The sequence below is a fragment of the Streptomyces sp. R11 genome (assembly GCF_041051905.1).
Taxonomy (GTDB): Bacteria; Actinomycetota; Actinomycetes; order Streptomycetales; family Streptomycetaceae; genus Streptomyces.
Map to the genome: position 1 here is coordinate 8,208,368 of NZ_CP163432.1, position 17,209 is coordinate 8,225,576.

Annotated in this window: 16 protein-coding genes and 2 pseudogenes; 5 read left to right on the forward strand and 13 right to left on the reverse strand. The window is 70.5% G+C overall.

The window, feature by feature from the left end; translation table 11 throughout:
• The first annotated feature begins 94 nt into the window (after positions 1-94).
• On the forward strand, positions 95-586 hold the full coding sequence (locus tag AB5J55_RS38015; RefSeq protein WP_369274980.1) for a hypothetical protein: 492 nt from the start codon (positions 95-97) through the stop codon (positions 584-586).
• Positions 587-604: 18 nt separating this feature from the next.
• On the opposite strand, the gene AB5J55_RS38020 is transcribed toward AB5J55_RS38015, so the two are convergent.
• The 5 genes from AB5J55_RS38020 to egtA form a co-directional block, all read right to left on the reverse strand.
• Positions 605-820, reverse strand: coding sequence for a dodecin (locus AB5J55_RS38020; RefSeq protein WP_369274981.1), 216 nt, complete (start codon positions 818-820; stop codon positions 605-607).
• 66 nt (positions 821-886) lie between these two features.
• Positions 887-1,849, reverse strand: coding sequence for an L-histidine N(alpha)-methyltransferase (egtD, locus tag AB5J55_RS38025; RefSeq protein WP_369274982.1), 963 nt, complete (start codon positions 1,847-1,849; stop codon positions 887-889).
• Positions 1,846-2,640 carry an ergothioneine biosynthesis protein EgtC gene (gene egtC / locus AB5J55_RS38030; RefSeq protein WP_369274983.1) on the reverse strand — a complete coding sequence of 265 codons (795 nt, stop codon included), beginning with the start codon at positions 2,638-2,640 and terminating at the stop codon, positions 1,846-1,848. Before egtC ends, egtD begins: the two co-directional genes overlap by 4 nt.
• Positions 2,640-3,959 carry an ergothioneine biosynthesis protein EgtB gene (gene egtB / locus AB5J55_RS38035; protein WP_369274984.1) on the reverse strand — a complete coding sequence of 440 codons (1,320 nt, stop codon included), beginning with the start codon at positions 3,957-3,959 and terminating at the stop codon, positions 2,640-2,642. Before egtB ends, egtC begins: the two co-directional genes overlap by 1 nt.
• A complete protein-coding gene (egtA, locus tag AB5J55_RS38040) occupies positions 3,956-5,260 on the reverse strand; it encodes an ergothioneine biosynthesis glutamate--cysteine ligase EgtA (RefSeq protein WP_369274985.1) in 1,305 nt (434 codons plus the stop codon). Before egtA ends, egtB begins: the two co-directional genes overlap by 4 nt.
• Before the next feature lie 311 nt (positions 5,261-5,571).
• Here egtA and AB5J55_RS38045 point away from each other — a divergent pair, with 311 nt between their 5' ends.
• Positions 5,572-6,396, forward strand: coding sequence for a TIGR02452 family protein (locus AB5J55_RS38045; RefSeq protein ID WP_369274986.1), 825 nt, complete (start codon positions 5,572-5,574; stop codon positions 6,394-6,396).
• A gap of 3 nt (positions 6,397-6,399) precedes the next feature.
• On the opposite strand, the gene AB5J55_RS38050 is transcribed toward AB5J55_RS38045, so the two are convergent.
• The 4 genes from AB5J55_RS38050 to AB5J55_RS38065 form a co-directional block, all read right to left on the reverse strand.
• Positions 6,400-6,846 carry a type II toxin-antitoxin system PemK/MazF family toxin gene (locus tag AB5J55_RS38050; RefSeq protein WP_369274987.1) on the reverse strand — a complete coding sequence of 149 codons (447 nt, stop codon included), beginning with the start codon at positions 6,844-6,846 and terminating at the stop codon, positions 6,400-6,402.
• A gap of 42 nt (positions 6,847-6,888) precedes the next feature.
• Positions 6,889-8,358, reverse strand: a complete 1,470-nt coding sequence (locus AB5J55_RS38055) for a flotillin family protein (RefSeq protein WP_369274988.1) — start codon at positions 8,356-8,358, stop codon at positions 6,889-6,891.
• Positions 8,359-8,492: 134 nt separating this feature from the next.
• A complete protein-coding gene (locus AB5J55_RS38060; RefSeq protein WP_369274989.1) occupies positions 8,493-8,711 on the reverse strand; it encodes a hypothetical protein in 219 nt (72 codons plus the stop codon).
• Between the two features lie 25 nt (positions 8,712-8,736).
• Positions 8,737-10,161 (reverse strand): amidase, encoded by a 1,425-nt coding sequence (locus tag AB5J55_RS38065; protein WP_369274990.1) that lies wholly within the window; start codon positions 10,159-10,161, stop codon positions 8,737-8,739.
• Positions 10,162-10,440: 279 nt separating this feature from the next.
• On the opposite strand from AB5J55_RS38065, the gene AB5J55_RS38070 reads away from it, so the two are divergent.
• Positions 10,441-11,829 carry a glycoside hydrolase family 43 protein gene (locus AB5J55_RS38070; protein WP_369274991.1) on the forward strand — a complete coding sequence of 463 codons (1,389 nt, stop codon included), beginning with the start codon at positions 10,441-10,443 and terminating at the stop codon, positions 11,827-11,829.
• Between the two features lie 482 nt (positions 11,830-12,311).
• Here AB5J55_RS38070 and AB5J55_RS38075 read toward each other — a convergent pair.
• Positions 12,312-12,395, reverse strand: a pseudogene (locus tag AB5J55_RS38075) (IS5/IS1182 family transposase); the annotation flags it as partial.
• A 64-nt stretch (positions 12,396-12,459) separates the two neighbouring features.
• On the opposite strand from AB5J55_RS38075, the pseudogene AB5J55_RS38080 reads away from it, so the two are divergent.
• Positions 12,460-12,618 (forward strand): annotated as a pseudogene (locus tag AB5J55_RS38080) (Uma2 family endonuclease); the annotation flags it as partial.
• Between the two features lie 61 nt (positions 12,619-12,679).
• On the opposite strand, the gene AB5J55_RS38085 reads toward AB5J55_RS38080, so the two are convergent.
• Both AB5J55_RS38085 and AB5J55_RS38090 read right to left on the reverse strand, forming a co-directional pair.
• Positions 12,680-13,348: a GNAT family N-acetyltransferase gene (locus AB5J55_RS38085; protein WP_369274992.1), complete on the reverse strand. Its 669-nt coding sequence runs from the start codon at positions 13,346-13,348 to the stop codon at positions 12,680-12,682.
• Entirely contained in the window at positions 13,345-13,803 is a 459-nt protein-coding gene (locus AB5J55_RS38090; RefSeq protein WP_369274993.1) for a hypothetical protein, read from the reverse strand. Before AB5J55_RS38090 ends, AB5J55_RS38085 begins: the two co-directional genes overlap by 4 nt.
• A gap of 542 nt (positions 13,804-14,345) precedes the next feature.
• On the opposite strand from AB5J55_RS38090, the gene AB5J55_RS38095 reads away from it, so the two are divergent.
• A complete protein-coding gene (locus tag AB5J55_RS38095; protein WP_369274994.1) occupies positions 14,346-14,669 on the forward strand; it encodes a hypothetical protein in 324 nt (107 codons plus the stop codon).
• Between the two features lie 1,512 nt (positions 14,670-16,181).
• On the opposite strand, the gene AB5J55_RS38100 is transcribed toward AB5J55_RS38095, so the two are convergent.
• Entirely contained in the window at positions 16,182-17,204 is a 1,023-nt protein-coding gene (locus AB5J55_RS38100; protein ID WP_369274995.1) for an NAD-dependent epimerase/dehydratase family protein, read from the reverse strand.
• Between the last annotated feature and the right edge of the window lie 5 nt (positions 17,205-17,209).

A 17,209-nucleotide genomic window follows, 5' to 3' on the forward strand; every position in this document is an offset into this window, starting at 1 on the left:
GGCTTGCGGATAAACGGCTGGTCGGTGAATTAGTCCGGACCATGTCCTCCTGTCGGGCTGTTTCACATCAGGGCCCCGGATTAGGGTGAGGGACGTGACCGACAGCAACCACCGCCCCCTCGCCGTGTTCGACCTGGACAACACCCTCGCCGACACGGCACACCGCCAGCACTTCCTGGAGCGCAAGCCGCGTGACTGGGACGGCTTCTTCGGAGCCGCTCCGCAGGACCCGCCCCTCTCGGAGGGCGTCACGCTGGCGCGGGAGAGCGCGAAGGAGTGCGAGGTCCGCTATCTGACCGGGCGGCCCGAGAGCTGCCGGCGCGACACCCTCGACTGGCTCGCCGCGCACGGGCTGCCCGAGGGGCGCGTGTACATGCGGCGCAACGACGACCGGCGGCCCGCCCGGCGCACCAAGCTGGAGATCCTGCACCGCCTCGCCCGGACCCACGAGATCCGGGTTCTGGTGGACGACGACGAGTTCGTCTGCGAGGACGCCGAACGGGCCGGATTCACCGTCGTACGGGCACGCTGGTCCGCCCCCTCCGCGGCGCTGAAGGTGGCGCAGGAGCGGGAGGGGCGGACCTGAGGAGAGGGGCCGGGCCCGCTACCCGGCCTCGTCCAGGCGGAAGCCGACCTTCATGGTCACCTGCCAGTGCGCGATCTGCCCGTTGTCGAGCTGGCCGCGCACCTCGGTCACCTCGAACCAGTCCAGGTTGCGCAGGGTCTGCGAGGCACGCTCGATGCCGTTGCGGATGGCCTGGTCCACGCCCTCCGGCGAGGTGCCGACGATATCCGTGACCCGGTAGGTGTGGTTCGACATGTGGGTGCTCCTCTCACACGCGTCACTCCACGGTGCCCCAAGGCGGGGCATCGCGCGAGCCGTCCGTCACCGCGCCACGCTCAGTGACAGCGCGAAGCGCCCCTCGCCGTCCGTCCACCAGTGCGCCAGCTCCAGTCCGGCATCCGACAGTTCCGCGCGGACACCGTCCCTCCGGAACTTCGCCGACACCTCGGTGCGCATGTCCTCGCCCGCCGCGAAGTCGACGGCGAGGCCCAGCGCGGGCACCTTCACCGTCTGCGCGGTACGCGAGCGCAGCCGCATCTCGATCCACTCGTGGTCCGCGTCCCACACGGCGACGTGGTCGAACGCGGCCGGATCGAAGTCGGCGCCCAACTCGCGGTCGATCACCGCCAGGACGTTCTTGTTGAACGCGGCCGTCACCCCGGCCGCGTCGTCGTACGCCTCGACCAGGACCCTCTCGTCCTTGACCAGATCCGTGCCGAGCAGCAGCGCGTCACCGGGGGAGAGAAGGGACCGCGCCGAGGCGAGGAACGCGGCACGCTCGGCCGGCAGGAGGTTGCCGATGGTGCCGCCGAGGAACGCCACCAGCCGGGGCCCCGGCGTGTCCGGCAGCGTCAGTCCTGCGGTGAAGTCGGCGATCAGCGCGTGCACGTCGAGCTCCGGCCGCTCCTCGACGAGCGCGCGCCCGGCCAGCGTGAGGGCGCTCTCGCTGACGTCGACGGGGACGTACGTGTGCAGTCCAGTCAGCGCGTCGATCAGGTGCCGCGTCTTCTCCGAGGAGCCGGAGCCCAGTTCGACCAGTGTGCGGGCGCCGGTCGCCACGGCGATCTCGCCGGCCCGGTCGACGAGGATCTCGCGCTCGGCGCGCGTCGGGTAGTACTCGGGCAACTCGGTGATCTTCTCGAACAGTTCGCTGCCCTGCGCGTCGTAGAACCACTTCGGCGGCAGCGTCTTGGGCGTGCTCGTCAGGCCCTTGAGGACGTCGGCGCGCAGTGCGGCGTCGGTGGCGTCCTCGGGCAGCGTGCGAGTGAGAAGGAACGGACTCACGTGCGGGGCTCCTTCGGTGGTGCGGAGGTTTGCAGGGGGTCGCTCGGATCCTTGAGCGGGGTGAGCAGCACGTCGGTGCGGCTCGCCGCGAGGAGGGTCCGGTCGGGGACCTCCTGCCAGTGCGGATCGTCGTCGTACGGCTCGGAGGCCACGACGGTGCCGCCGCCGGGCCGGGTCAGATGGAAGAGGGTGTCGCCCCAGGCGGTCGCGGTGATGGTCTCGCCGTTGGTGAGCAACAGGTTGAGCCGGGAACCGGGGGCCGCCTCGGCGACCTCCAGGACCGTGTCGGCCAGTGCCTGCCCCTCCTCGTCGCCGCCGCGCAGTCGCGCGAGGACCAGCGCCCACACGAGCGCCGAGTCGTTGCGGGCCTCCATCGACAGCACATCCACCGCGGGCAGGGTCGGGACGAGCGGCGCGAGCGAGCCCGGCCAGCCCTTCACCGCTCCGTTGTGGCTGAACAGCCAGGGACCGCCGGCGAACGGTGCCGCCGCGGCCTCCTGATCGGCGCCCGGCAGGGTCGCGTCCCGTACGGCGGCCAGCAGCGCGCCGCTGCGTACGACCCGTGCCAGATCGGCGAAGGACGGATCCGCCCAGATGGGCCCGGCCCGGCGGTACCGGGCCGGCACCGGGTCCCCGTCGGCGTACCAACCGACCCCGAAACCATCCGCGTTGACGGTCCCGTACCGCTGCCGCCGAGGCGCCCACGACTGGCGGTACAGGCCGTGCGGGGGTTCCACCAGGAGTGTGCCGAGCGGCTCCTCGGGGCCCAGATAGGCCAGGTGACGGCACATCAGACGTCCCCCGCGGACCGGGCCGTGCGGAACCCGGAGAAGATCTGCCGACGTATCGGATAGTCCCAGTTGCGGAAGGTGCCCCGGCAGGCGACCGCGTCCACGGCGAACGCACCGCCGCGCAGCACCTTGTACTCGGGCCCGAAGAACACCTCCGAGTACTCCTTGTACGGGAACGCCTGGAAACCCGGGTACGGCAGGAAGTCGCTCGCCGTCCACTCCCACACGTCACCTATCAACTGCCGTACGCCGAGGGGTGATTCACCCTCCGGATAGCTGCCGGCGGGCGCCGGGCGCAGATGCCGCTGGCCGAGGTTGGCGTGCTCCGGTCCGGGATCGTCGTCGCCCCACGGGTAGCGCATCGAGCGGTCCCCGGCGGGGTCGTGACGGGCGGCCTTCTCCCACTCGGCTTCGGTGGGCAGCCGGCGCCCGGCCCAGCGGGCGTAGGCGTCCGCCTCGTACCAGCACACGTGCAGGACGGGCTCGTCGGGCGGTACCACCTCGGTGACGCCGAAGCGGCGGCGCAGCCACTGCTTGCCGTCCCGGCGCCAGAACAGCGGCGCGTGGATCGAGTTCCCGCGGATGTGCGCCCAGCCCTCAGGCGTCCACCAGCGGTCGTCGTCGTAGCCGCCGTCCTCGATGAACGCCTTGTACGCGGCGTTCGTCACCGGTGTGGTGTCGATGTAGAACGGCGGCACCTCGCGCCGGTGTGCCGGTCGTTCGTTGTCCAGCGCCCATGGCTCGGTCGAGGTGCCCATCGTGAACGGGCCGCCGGGGACCAGGACTTCCGACGGTCCCGTCAGCAGGGGCGCCGGTTCCGGGTCGGGGGCCGTCAGGGCCTGCGGGCCCTTGCGGAGCTGATGGGTGATCAGCATCGTCTCGTCGTGCTGCTGTTCGTGCTGCGCGATCATCCCGAAGGCGAATGCCGCCTCGGTCAGCCGCGTCCCGTGGAACGCGGTGCTCTCCAGCAGGTCCAGGACCCGCCCGCGCACCTCGGAGGCGTAGTGACGGGCCTCGGTCGGCGGCAGCAGCGGCAGGGTGGGGCGGGCGGCGCGGGGGTGCTCGAAGGCGTCGTAGATGCCGTCGATCTCGGGCCGCATCGCCTCCCGCCCTGCGACCGTCCGGAGCAGCCACTGCTCCTCCTGGTTGCCGATGTGCGCGAGGTCCCACACCAGCGGGGACATCAGCGGCGAGTGCTGGGCAGTGAGATCGGGGTCCTCGACGCAGGAGGTCAGCAGGGTCGTCCGGGCACGGGCGGTGGTGAGGGTGGTCAGTGCCCGCTCGCGGAGCGTGTCGGCGTCGTGGGCGGGGTCGGTCATGTCCGGTTGTCCTTCCCGTGCAGGGGGCGGTCCGTGCCGTAGAGCTCGTCCAGCAGGTCGTCGGCGGGACAGCGGCCCTTGCTGACATAGCGGTCCCGGTACGCCGCGACGGCGTACGTGACCTCGGTCGTGGCCCCCAGCCGGGGCAGGGCCTCCAGTGCCGCCGCGAAGCAGGTGTCCGCGACCTCCTGCAACTCGGGGTCGGCGAGGCCCGAGCGGGCCGCGTCGAGCCACAGCGGGTTGTGCGGGGCAGGCAGCGACATGCCGCGCTCGGCCAGCGGCTTCACCGCGCGGTAGGCGGTCTCGGCGGCCTCGGGGTCGTCGAAGAGCGCCGTGGTCACGGCGAGCGGCACGATCCACCCGTCCTCGCCCGGCTGCGCGTCGATCATGCGCAGTTCCAGATGGCCCCGCGGTCTGACCGGCGGGAACAGTGTCGTGAGGTGGTAGTCGAGGTCCTCCTGCGTCGGTGGCCTCGGCGTTCCCGACCTGGTCCACTCCCGGAACGTCAGCCCGTCCGGGACGTCCCACGGGCCGCCGTCCTGCCGTACGCACATCACCGGCGCGTCCAGGACGTGCCGCGCCCAGGCCACCCGCGGGTCGCCGTCCAGCGGAGGTGCGCCCGCGCGGCCCGGGCCTATCTCCATCCACAGCAGCTGCCGGGTGGAGAGCCAACCCGTGGGCTCGTTCCCGGCCAGTGGGGAGTTGGCGAAGGCGGCGACCAGGACCGCGCCCAGCTGGTGTGCCAGCCACCAGCGCCGTCCGTGCCCGAGCGGGCCGGGCTCCTCGTATCCGGAGTCCAGACACACCTGCACGGAGGCCGAGGTGCACATCATGGCGCGGCCGGCCGGGCCCGCCCGGTCCAGGTGCGCCTCCATGGCGTCATAGCGCGGCTGGCGCAGGAAACGGCGGGGCGGGTGCCAGGGATCGTTGCCCATGCCGACGAGATCGAGGTCCTGCTCGCGCAGCACCGCGCGGGCGGCGTCGAGGTCGGCGGAGACGGTACCGATGCACTCCATCAGCGAGGTGGCGGGCGGGGAGCTCAGCTCCAGCTGACCGCCGGGTTCGACGGTGAGCGCCGACCTCAGGGGCACGGTCCGTACTGCGGCGTAGGCCGCTTCGAGTCGTTCGGGTGTCACGGGGAGCTGCGGGCTGTGCAGCTCGTGGACGAGCCATTCCACTTCGACCCCGAGGGTACGGGGCGGGCCGGTCTTGAAGCAGATACCCCTGACGAGGGCCTCCACCTCGGCTTCGGTGACTGCGGAGCGCGGCTGCTCCGTACAGTCGCTCACCGAATCTGACATGTCTTGGATCCTCCTGAGAGTCCACGATGCCGCCCGGCCCGGATCTTGTGGGCGGGCCGGCACACTCGTCCCACCCAAGACCCTCACGTCGCTTCGCACAAGGGCGCGTACCGGCACGTTCCGGGTGCGTAATCTTTGCTCTCCGGGCGTTGGCGGAGACTTTCCCGCTTGTTCTCGGTCGGCTGTCGGCGCCCGGGAATTCTGTTGCACCGCACGACCAGCATCGCTCAGGATGCGTGCATGAGCACGGCGGGGGAGATCGCGTGCAGCCGACGCGGTCGCACGGTCATGGCGCGCACGGGGGTGGCGCCATGAGCGCGCGCCTGCGCGGCATCGCGCAGCAGACGGAAGAGATCGTGGCGGCGGGGAGGTACCGCGCGCCGGACGGCCACGAGGTGTCCCTCGCGCCCGCGATCGAGGCTGCGCGGGACGGCACCCGGATGTACGGGCCGGACCCGGTGCCGGTGCCGCAGGTCCCCCAGCGGGAGACGTTCTTCGAGGTCACGGGCGAGAGCAGCCTGGAGGCGGCCCGTCGCCTCGGCGCCGGGACAGCCGTACTGAACTTCGCCTCGGCCCGCAACCCGGGCGGCGGCTATCTGAACGGCGCCCAGGCCCAGGAGGAAGCCCTGTGCCGCGCCTCGGCGCTGTACACCAGCCTGCTCGGCGCCCGCGCGTTCTACGACCACCACCGGGCCCACCGCGACCCGTTCTACACCGACCGTGTCATCCACTCACCCGGCGTGCCCGTGTTCCGCGACGACCGCGGCCGGCTGCTGGATGCCCCGTACACCGCCGGTTTCCTGACCGCCGCCGCTCCGAACGCGGGCGTCATCCGGCGTACGGCCCCGCAGCGCACGGCCGAGTTGCCGGGCGCGCTTGCGATCCGTGCGGAGCGGGTGCTGGAGACGGCCGTGGCGCACGGGTACCGGCGACTGGTGCTCGGTGCGTGGGGCTGCGGGGTGTTCCAGAACGACCCGGCGCAGGTGGCGGGCGCGTTCCGTGGGCTGCTCGCGTCCGGCGGGCGGTTCGCCGGGGCCTTCGAGTACGTGGTGTTCGGCATCCTGGACCGCACGCCCGACAGCCCGGTGCGAGCCGCGTTCATACGGGCGTTCCCCGAGGGGCAGCTCCAGCGGTAGCGCTCAGGTCCAGCCGTAGCGCTCGTGCAGCCGGCGCCTGACCAGGTTGAACCGGCCGCGGTCCAGGGCGCACGCCTCCCGGCGCATGCCCTGCTCGTGCAGGCGGAGGATGCGGTCCACGTCGACCCAGGAGTCGCGCCCCGTCCGGTCCCACGGCCCGCTGCCGATGGCGACCCACTCACGGTCCCCGTCGTGCCGCTTGCTCGACAGCTGCACCGCGAGGAACGTCCCGCCGGTCTCCCGGGCCACCACGAGTACCGGCCGGTCCTTGCCCCGCCCGTCGTTCTCCTCGAAGGGCACCCAGGTCCAGACGATCTCCCCGGGGTCGGGGTCGCCGTCGTGTGCGGGGGAGTACTCGGTGCGCACCTTGCCGACCTTGCGGGGATCGGCCTCGGTGGTGGCGGAGGGGCCGTGGCGGCCCGGGACGTTCTCATCGGTGCTGATGCTCACGGGGGCACCCTAGAGGCTGCCCCCGCAAGCGGTTCCGCCGGGTCACTTCTCGTCCATCGGCACCTTCTGGGAGAGCCCGTTGAGCGGGGAACCCTCCTTCGGGGCCTGCCCGTTCTGGTTCATCGACGCCAGCAGCTGCCGAGCCAGCCCCAGTCCCGTACCGCCCATGGTGAGCGCTTTGGCGAACATGTCCGCCATGCCGTCGGCGCCGTTGAGCAGCACCATGTTGTCGACGCTGCCGAAAGCGGACGCTCCGGCGCGGACGATCTCCGGCCAGTTCTCGGCGAGTTGCTGCGCGACCACGGCCTCCTGGTTCTCGGCCAGGGCGGCGGCCCGGGCCTTGATGGCCTCCGCCTCCGCGAGCCCCTTGGCCTTGGTCGCCTCGGCGTCCGCGAGACCCCTGGCCTGCGCGGCTGCGGCCTCGGCCTCTCCGGTGGCCCGGGTCGCGGCCGCCGTGGCCGTGCCGCGCGTCTTGGTCGCCTCGGCCTCCGCGCCCGCGGCCGTCTTGACCCTGGTCGCCTCGGCCACGGCCGCCAGCTCCGTCTCCTTCGCCTTGGCCTGCGCCGCGGAGATCCGTGCGTCGCGCTCGGCCTCGGCCAGCGTGCGCTTCTCGTAGGCCTGCGCGTCGGCGGGCTTGCGGACATCGGCCTGGAGCTGCTGCTCGCGCCGGTGCGCCTCCAGTTCGGCGACCCGCGTCTCCTGGACGACGACCTCCTGCCGGGCGGCCGCGTCGGCGAGCGGACCGGCCTGCCGGGCCTTGGCCCCCGCCTTGTCGCGCTCGGCCTGGTAGCCGGCCTGGAGGATCTCGCTGTCCCGAGTCGCCTCGGCCATCCGCGCGTAACTCTGCTGCTCCGCCTCGGTGGCGAGACGGTTCGCCTCGGCCTGCGCGATCCGCGCGTCCCGCTGCACGGCCGCCGCGTGCGGCATGGCCAGGTTCTGGATGTACCCGGTGGGGTCCTCGATCTCGTGGATCTGCAGCGAGTCGACGATGAGCCCGAGCTTCTCCATCTCGGTACCGCAGGCCGCCCGCGTCTGCCCGGTGAGCTTCTCCCGGTCGCGGATCATGTCCTCCACCGTCAACCCGCCCACGATGGACCGCAGATGACCGGCGAAGACGTTGTGCACCCGCTCCGACATCAGCTTTTGCTGGTCGAGGAAACGACGGGCCGCGTTGGCGATCGACACGAAGTCGTCGCCCACCTTGAAGATGACCACGCCCCGCACCTTCAGCGGAATGCCCTGGTGCGTCACGCAGTCCACCTGCAACTCGGTCTCGTTCAGGTCGAGCGACAGTTTGCGCACCGCCTGCACACCGGGCAGCACCAGCGTGCCCCGCCCGGTGACGATCCGAAAGCCCATGCCCTCCTCCAAGCCCTCGGTGCGGTGCTTGGAGCCGGAGATGACCAGTGCCTCGTTGGGTTCGGCGACCCGCCACATCATCTTGAACAGACCGATCAGAACGAGGACGGCAGCTACCGCCACCCCCGCAACGACGCCGACAACCATCGGCATACGCCCCCTTTGGATGGTGCCCTTTCGGCACCGAACGAATGGGAGTGTGCGCCTGTGCGCCACGCAGGTACAGGGGTTGACGCATCCTTGCCGCAACCTTGACGCGGACGGCTCTCACCTGCGAAGGAGCAGGCTCAACTGTCGTATGCGGCCTGGACGTAGACCGTCCGCGGCGGCTGGTACTCCACCACCATCACCACCGTGCCGCGTTCGATGCGGTCGGTGCCGGTGGCCGGATAGGCGAGGAAGTGCTCCGCACCCCCGCGCACCCGCACCATCACCTCGCCGACGAGCCCGGGTCCCACCGTGCCGGTGACCCGCCCCATGAGCCCGACCATCGACGCATCGTCCATCGTCACAGGGTAGGACCTGCGGCCCTCAGACGACCGGGGCGGGAACGGTCTCGCCCTGCTGCGGCGGCCACAGCTCGTGCCAGCGCAGCTCCGCCTCCAACTGCGCGGCCAGCGAGATCAGCAGGGGCTCGCTGTTCGCCGGCCCGAGCAACTGGGCACCGACGGGCAGACCGTCCACGAACCCGGCGGGGACGTTCACACCGGGCCAGCCCAGCACGTTCCACGGCCAGGCGTAGGGACAGGCGGCGATCATCGCCCGGTCGGTGGCGAAACCGCCGAGTTCGAGCATCGCGCCGATGCGGGGCGGGGGAGCGGCCGTCGTGGGGGCGAGGATCACGTCGTACGACTCGTAGAACGCGCCGATACGACGGTGCAGCACCGCCTCCGCACGCCGGGCCGCCCGCAGCGGGACCCCGCCGAGGAGCCGGCCCAGCCGGGCGGCGTCCCGGGTGCGCCGGTCGAGCAGCGCGGGGAAGGGCACCGCGCTCGCCCACTCGGCGATACCTACCGTCGCGCGCGGGATGAAGGTCAGCCCGATCTGGCCGTACGGCGGATCGGCCTCCTCGACGAAGTGCCCCAACGCGCTCAGTTTCTCGGCGAGTCGGACGACCCTGGCCCGCACCTCCGGCTGCAGACGGGCTGGCAGTGCGGTGAACGGCGGCTTGAGGGAGAGAGCGATGCGCAGCCGTCCGGGTTCGCGGCCCACGGCCTGAGAGGCGTCGACCGCCGGCGGGCGGTGCGGGTCGAGATCGTGGTTGCCGGCGGCGGCGTCCAGCAGGAGGGCCGCGTCGGCCACCGTACGGGCGAGGGTGCCGTTGACGGTGATGCCCTGGAAGGACTCGCCGCGCGGCCAGGTGGAGACGCGGCCGCGCTGTGGCTTGATGCCGATCAGATGCGTCCACGATGCCGGGATCCGCACCGAACCGGCGCCGTCCGAGCCGAGCGCGGCGGGCACCAGACCGGCGGCCACGGCGGCCGCCGAACCACCGGACGAACCGCCGGGCGTGTGGTCCGAGTGCCACGGGTTGCGGGTCGCGCCGAAGGCCGGCCCCTCGGTGAAGGGCCACTGCCCCAGTTCGCAGGTGTTCGTCTTGCCCACGATCACCGCCCCGGCCGCGCGCAGCCGCCGTACCGCCTCACCGTCCTCGGCGACCGGGGGGAACTCGCCGCAACAGCCGAACGCGGTCGGTTCGCCCGCCACGTCCATGTCGTCCTTCACCGCGACCGGTACGCCCAGCAGTGGCCGGCGTCCACCGGCGGCGAGTTCCGCGTCGGCGGCCTTCGCCTCGGCGAGGGCGGCCTCGGCCCGGACCACCCGGAAGGCGTTGAGGGACCCCTGGGTCGCCTCGATCCGCGCGAGCGCCTCCGCGACGAGCGCCTGCGACGTCACCTCCCCGTCGGCCAGTGCACGGGCGGACTCGGCGAGGCCTACGGCACGGTCGGGTGTCATACGGGCACCTCCGGAACGACGTTGTCTACCGAACAGTAATCTCCGGGGCCCGCCGGTGGAACGACTTTGGAAACGGGGCGAGTCCGATTGGGGGAGCCCGGAGGCGGCACAGCCTTCCCACAGGCCTCTTCGGCTGCGTGCGCGAAGGATTGACGAGGCCTGGTCCCACCCCTACCGTCTGATCGCCTCACCGAACTGTGTTCGATATATCGAACACAATGGACGTCCTGAGCCGTGTGACCTCAATCCCCGAACCCCTGAACGTCATGGAGAGCCGCCGTGACCCCACCGCCCCCCAGACCGCCCCGCCGCACCCTGCTGCGCGCGATGGCCGTCCTGCCCGCCTCGGCCCTCGTGCTGGGTGAAGCGCCCGGACTGCTCGGTACCGCCCTTGCCGCCGCCCCGCCCAGCGGCTCCGCCACCCGCTACACGATCGTGCCGTTCCTGAACAGCAACGACGGGACCGTGAACGTCCATCAGTCGGACGACGCCACCGACTTCCGTCTGGCGAAGGCCTCCGCGTACACCCCGCCGAGCAACCGCATCCGCGACGCGAGCATCTTCAAGCACACCAACGGCTACTACTACGTCACCTACACGACCCACACCTGGCAGGACACCAGCACCACCATCGGCTTCGCCCGCAGCACCGATCGGCTCAACTGGACGTTCCTGTACGACTACACGGTCCCGATCGCGGGCCTCTCCCGCGCGTGGGCGCCTGAGTGGTTCGTCGACAGTGACGGCAGCGTGAACGTCATCGTGTCCTGCTCGACCACCAACGACGAGTGGATCTTCACGCCGTATCTGCTGAGGGCCACGAACTCCGCGCTGACGGCGTGGAGTTCACCGGTGGCGCTGTCCGGCATCGGTGCGAACCACATCGACACCTTCATCGTGAAGCTCGGCTCGACCTACCACGCCTTCGCGAAGAACGAGACGACGAAGTACATCGAGTACGCCACGGCGTCCAGCCTCACCGGCCCGTACACGATCTCCCGCACCGGGGACTGGGCGGGCTGGGGCAGCTACCGCGAGGGCCCGGCGCTCGTCCAGCTCGACAACGGCGGCTGGCGGCTCTTCTTCGACGGCTACGGCGACGGCACGTACTACTACAGCGACAGTTACGACACCTTCGCGACCTGGTCCGCCCCGGCCGCCCTGCCCGCCCTCTCCGGAACGGCCCGCCACTTCACGGTCATCAAGGAGACCGTCACGGGCGGCCCGGCCCCGGCGAAGAACGTCACCCGGTCCTTCCAGTCGGCCAACTACCCCACCCGCTACTGGCAGGCGCAGTCCTCCCTGCTCAACCTCCCGGTGGTCAGCGGCTCCAGCACGACCGCCGAGAAGCAGGCATCGACCTTCACGGTGGTGCCCGGCCTCGCCGACGCGAACGGCTGCTCCTTCCGCGACTCCTCCGGCAAGTACCTGCGCCACTGGGACTTCCGGGCCCGATTCGACACCAACGACGGCACGTCGACGTTCGCGAGGGACGCCACGTTCGTCGCCCGCGCGGGCACATCGAGCGGCTCGCTCCGCTTCGAGTCGTACAACTATCCCGGGTACTACCTGCGGCACTACAGCTATCAGCTGCGGGTGGAACGAGCGGATGGGACGGACCTGTTCCGGCAGGACAGTTCGTTCACGCCAGTGACGTCCTGGGCCTGACCAGCGCCCTTGCTGACCTGGGAAATTGCGTTGGACGATTCGGAGTACTTCCCTCCACTTCCCGGGATTGCCCAGGAGTTCCCGGCCGAGTGTGCACTGGTTGTGCACTGGGCCGGGAAGCTCGGCCCTGCCTTGTGAGTGCATGAACGGGCCTTGCGATGTGGGGCGCAGCTGACGGACGGGGCAGGTGCCGAGTCACTGTGCTTGCTGCGCACGATGGAGTTCTGCATCCGACGAGGGCAGTGAGTCCTGAAACTTGAGGGGGGCTCACGACCGACGAAGCAGTCAGCGATCACCCCCGGCGACAGCCCGGTGACCTGGTACTCCGCCACGATCAACTCACGCGCCCCAGCCCCCTTCATGCACAGTTCAACGAGCGACCCGGGCGCCAAGCCGCGGCCAACCGTGCACGAGGTCGTAAAGCGTGTTGCACAAGGCTGCGTTCGGGCAGGCCAGAGCGCATGAGTGGAGTCGTCTGCTCATCAGGCGAGAGCGAGGTTGTGCATGTGGGCGCCGGCCTGGACAACGTGATGGTGACCGTTGCCGCGCTGGCGGCAGTCCCGGATCCGGTCGGTCTTCACTCCACTCCCGGTAGTGGTACCTGTGGTCGCCCTCGTGGCCTTGCCAGGCGTGCACGGCTATGCCCGCGCCGGCATCCCGGTCTACCTCCTGATCGACCGCGAGGAGGGCGAGGTGACGGTTCACTCCGAGCCGTCCGGCGACGCTTACGCCAAGAGTGCCCGGCACAAGGCCGGGCTGACCGTGTCCCTGCCCGCCCCTCTCGGGTTCGAGCTGGACACGGCCGAGTTCCGAGGCCGCGGACTCGCTCCTCCGCCCCTCCACTCCTGCCTCAAGGCTTCGCACACGCCGACGCGGCGCCCTCGTGCCGGTACCAGACGGTGTCCAGCTCACGGCCGTCCGGCAGGGTGTGGCGGGCCGGGCCGGGGGCCGGGACGAAGCCGGCGCGTTCCAGGGCGCGGCGGCACGCGAGGTTCGCCGTCGCCGTGCCCGCCCGTACCGTCGGCAGCCCGGCGTGGCCATGGGCGAACTCCGCGCCCGCCAGGAACAGTTCAGTGCCGAAGCCCTGGCCTCGATGGTCGGGGGCGAGAATGCCGCCGATCTCACCCCTGTCGTGGTGGAGTTCGAGGTATCCGGCGTAGCGCCCGGTGTCGCGGCGTACACAGACCATGAACTCGGGCATCTCGGGGCTGGGTTCGAAGGGCTGGGCCAGCTCGGGGTTGGACCTGATGAACCAACGCGGGGTGGCTGCGGTGGGGCCCAGGCGCAGCAGGGCCCGCCTGGTGTCGGCGTCCGGTACGACCTGGTCCATCTGGTTCCCCTGCCAGCGCTGGGCATCGGGGTCCGCGCCCGCGGCGATGGCCGCCAACGCATCCAGCCGGGTCACCGGGGTGTAGAACAGCAGGTTCCGGGTGGCCAGGGCGTGCCGGCCGGGCGTGCACGCGTCCGGGACCGGGAGGCCCGAGGCCGCCCGACGACGTCGCAGGAGCGACCGAATCATGGAAACCCCCCGTTGTATTCGTGGGCGTTGACGGTGACGTCGAACTGCAGGGGCAGGCCGCTTTCCCAGCGCCGGCTCGTGTCGAACGGGTATACCAGCCTTCGGCCCGGGGCGAGGAAGGGGATGGTGCGGGACACGGCCCGCTGGACACGTTCAGTCAGGTTGGGGTGTGCGCAGACGAGCTCCGGCATCACTTGGATGCGTACGTCCCGGGCCATGGTGGGACCGCTGTTGTGGATGCTGAGCACGGGGAGCCTGGACCCTGTGTCGTGCGGCGCGATGTCGACGATCACGTACGGCTCGTTCTGCTCACGCTGGACCCGCCTGGCCAACTTCAGCTGCTCGGCCCCGGAGCGGCGGGCGATGAATGCCTGCCAAATGCTGATGACCGCTGCGACCACGGCGACAGCCACCGCACCCAGCGCCATCCAGTCGTCGGCCTTGAGGTTCCCCACGCGAGGACCGCACCGAGGCGCTCAAGCGGCCAGGCTCGAGCGGGCGAGGTTGGACCTCTGCTCCTCAGCCGACAGAGGTCCGGCCACCCATGCGGCCGTCGATTCTGGGGCGGCACCGAGTCCTCCCCGGAATCGCGGCCCGTCTGCCGGCCGCGCCTGCGCCCGCCTCGGGCTTCTCCTCCCTGGGGCCGCAGCGCTGCCACGGCAGAACGCTCACGGCATGGCACTGAAGGTATCGGCTGATCATCCGGCCGCCAGTCACCACTGAGGGTTACCGACGGTACTTGTCCGGGAGTTTCACCGTGCCTTCACCACTGGAAGGGCGCATGTGCTGCCGTAGGCCCATCCTGGGGCAGGTCGCGAGCTCACCTGGCGTGAACGGCGTGCGGAGATTTGGGAAGCGAGGAGCATCCGTCATCGCGCAGGCGGCACAGACGTGGCTGACTAGGCTCGAGGGCCCACCTGGAGGGGGTGGGATCACCGCCGGTCCAGGAGCCGACGGGGGCAACCGGGGGACACCGTTGGGAACCATGATTGTACGAATGCGCGTACTGGCCGAGGCCCCGCCCCGCGTGTGGATGGCGATCAGCGGAACGCTCGGCCCCGCAACCATCCACCCTGTGCGGCGAGGACTGAAGGACCGCGTCGAGGCCGGGGTCAGCATCCTCTTCCTCGACCTGCGGGAACTGCTGTTGACGGACGCCGCAGACAGATACGGCTTGAGAACGCTCTTCGCAGTCGGCCCACCAGTGCACTTTCATCTCGTCGGGGCCCCCGCCGAAATCCGCGACTGCGTCGGCACTGACCCCCGCTTCACCCTGCACTCCCGCCTGGACTCCGCCTGGGAGCGATGGGTTAAGGACTGACCCTACGCCCCCCACGCCTCGCAGGCTCCGAACCTCACACCAAGCGGAGGAACGGTAGAGCTCGGCTCTGCAGACCCGTTAGGCAGGAACAGGGGGTTAGTCCGGCGGCGGCGCCGCAGCCGGCCCACAAAGGCCAACTGGTTGCGTCTTTGGCGGCGAGAGCGCGGATGGGTCAGGGGGGCACGGTCGTGTCCTGACGTGATGGTGTCGTTGGAAGCTTGACACGACGCATGCGCGGTTGACTGCGTCTTCGCTGTGAGTAGTCCGTGCTGGTCAGAACGGATGGTTGCGCTCGGACTACGGGTGGGCGCCACGCTGCCGCGTCCGAGCCGGCAACTCCGGCCACCGGCTGGACTCTGCTGTCCGCCGGCCGGGGGATTGGGAGGAAGTGCGTCCGCGCGCCCGCAGGCGGGCCAGCCTGTCCGGTGCAATCGTGCATGAGCCTCCCCGGCGCGCCGAGGGCCTGGCTTCCCGGCCGTCAGTGCCAGGCCCTCGCGCTGCACTCCGGGGGCGCGAGCGGTGTGGCGAATGGGTGATGTGTCGACTGCCCAGCTGGAGTTGGGTCGTTGAGCGGGCATGAAGGTCTTCGGAATCCTCGCGAACCCGGGTACCGACGTCCGATCGGCCAACCCAGAAGAGGACACTCTGCGCGCTGTGTGTGCAGCTTCGGGATGCGGACGCCGGGGCGCGACAGGCGTCGGCAGTGTAGGGGGAACGTGCGCCCGCACCGTTGATGGTGTCGGGAGGACTGAGCGCGTCCGGCCCAGTCGACTGGTGATGGTAGCGAGAACGGCAATGCTCGCGCTGGCTGCCGCCACGATCGTTTCAGCGGCTGTATCGGTGACCTGAACGTTGATGGCGCCTGGTCTCCGAGAGGGAGACCAGGGGCCACCTGCCAAGACAGGACGGCCCGGAGGGGCTTTTGCGGTCCTCAGCACAACGTCGGCAGCCAAAGACTGCTCGAACACTCCGATGGCACGCGTGTCACCCAGCCCAACGCAGTACCACCGAGCGTGGTCACGCAAGCGTCAACTACCTCCGTCAGCAGCGTGGTTTCACGACGCCGGTGGGGCACGAGACGACGGCGGTCACCTGATCTGCCCACCGCATGGACCTCGATCCGCACGTCCACTGACAACTCCTGCAACGACCGACAGCTGTCCCAGTTGCCCAAGCCGTTCGGTATCCGTCCATGCGTCATCAGCCATGTCGGTGATCCTGGCATGCCCAGATCCTCGCCCCAGCGCTGCCCGCCTCGTAGGGCTCAACCCACTGGACAGTGGAGCAGGCACAGGCGCAGTGGTTCGCGCATCACCCGGGCCGTGCGCATTCGTCCGAGGACCTCGACCGGCAGCCCGGGCAGGAGGGGACCAAGCGCGGGGCGCCGTAGCCGGCGTCGAAGGCGGCCAGGATGTCGCAGTGGCCTGGATCCGCCCAGCGTCCTTCGCTTCACCTCATGAAGCCGGAACTCCAGCGCTCACAACGGGAGCCGCGTTGACCGGCCCGGATTGCTCACCGCGAGATGCCGTGGGCGAGGAGGCTCTCAGCGGTCTCCGCGATGGTGTCCTCGATGGGACGCGCTCGCCACCCGAGAAGCTTCTCCGCCTTGGTGCTTGTGGCGTCGAGATTCCGGCCGAGCTGGTGCCTGAGCAGTCGCAGTTCCGGGTTCACGAGGCCCAGTGCGCGTGCGAGCCACAGGGGCAGTTCACGGGTCGGGGCTTTGGCGGCGCGCTCACTGAGGCGGTCATGCAGAATGCGTGCGATGTCGATGACGCGCAGGCTGTGCCCGGCGATTGCCAGGAAGCGTTCGCCGGCGGCTGCCGGATCGGTCATCGCGCGCAGGTGGAGATCCGCGACGTCGCGCACGTCGACGAAGCCCATCCCGAAGGGCGGGCATGCAGGAACCTGTCCCTCGAGCATTCTGCGCACAAGACGCAGGGATGGTGGGTCGTCCGGGCCGAGCAGTGGTCCAAGGACCCCCACGGGATGAACCGCTGTCAGTTCCAGGCCACCGCCTTCCTCTTCGACGAACTGCCAGGCGGCGCGCTCGGCCAGCGTCTTGGACCGCTGGTAGGGCGGGATATCGCTGTCGACGTTGGTCCAGTCCTCCTCGGTGAACGGGGTCGAGCGTGGGGGGTGCCCGATCCCGATGGCACCGAAGGCGCTCGTCAGGACGACCCGGCGCACGCGGGCGGCGCGGGCTGCGCGCAGCACCCGCAAGACGCCCTCCCGGGCTGGGACCACCAGCCCGTCGTCGTTCGTCGGCGTATGGCGCAGGGTTGGCGAGGCGACGTGGAGGACGAATTCGCAGTCGGCGACGGCAGCTTCCCAGCCGTCGGCGTGTTCGAGGTCGGCGCGTACGACGGTGAGACGGTTGTCGTCGAACGGTGTGGCCGCCTGGAGCCAGGAGCGCAGTGCCGGCTCGCGCCGCAGGTCGCGGACTGTGGTGCGGACGGTGTGCCCGGCGTCGAGCAGGGCTTGAATGCACCAGCTCCCGATGAAGCCTGTTCCTCCGGTGACCAGTACTCGTGTCATCTGTC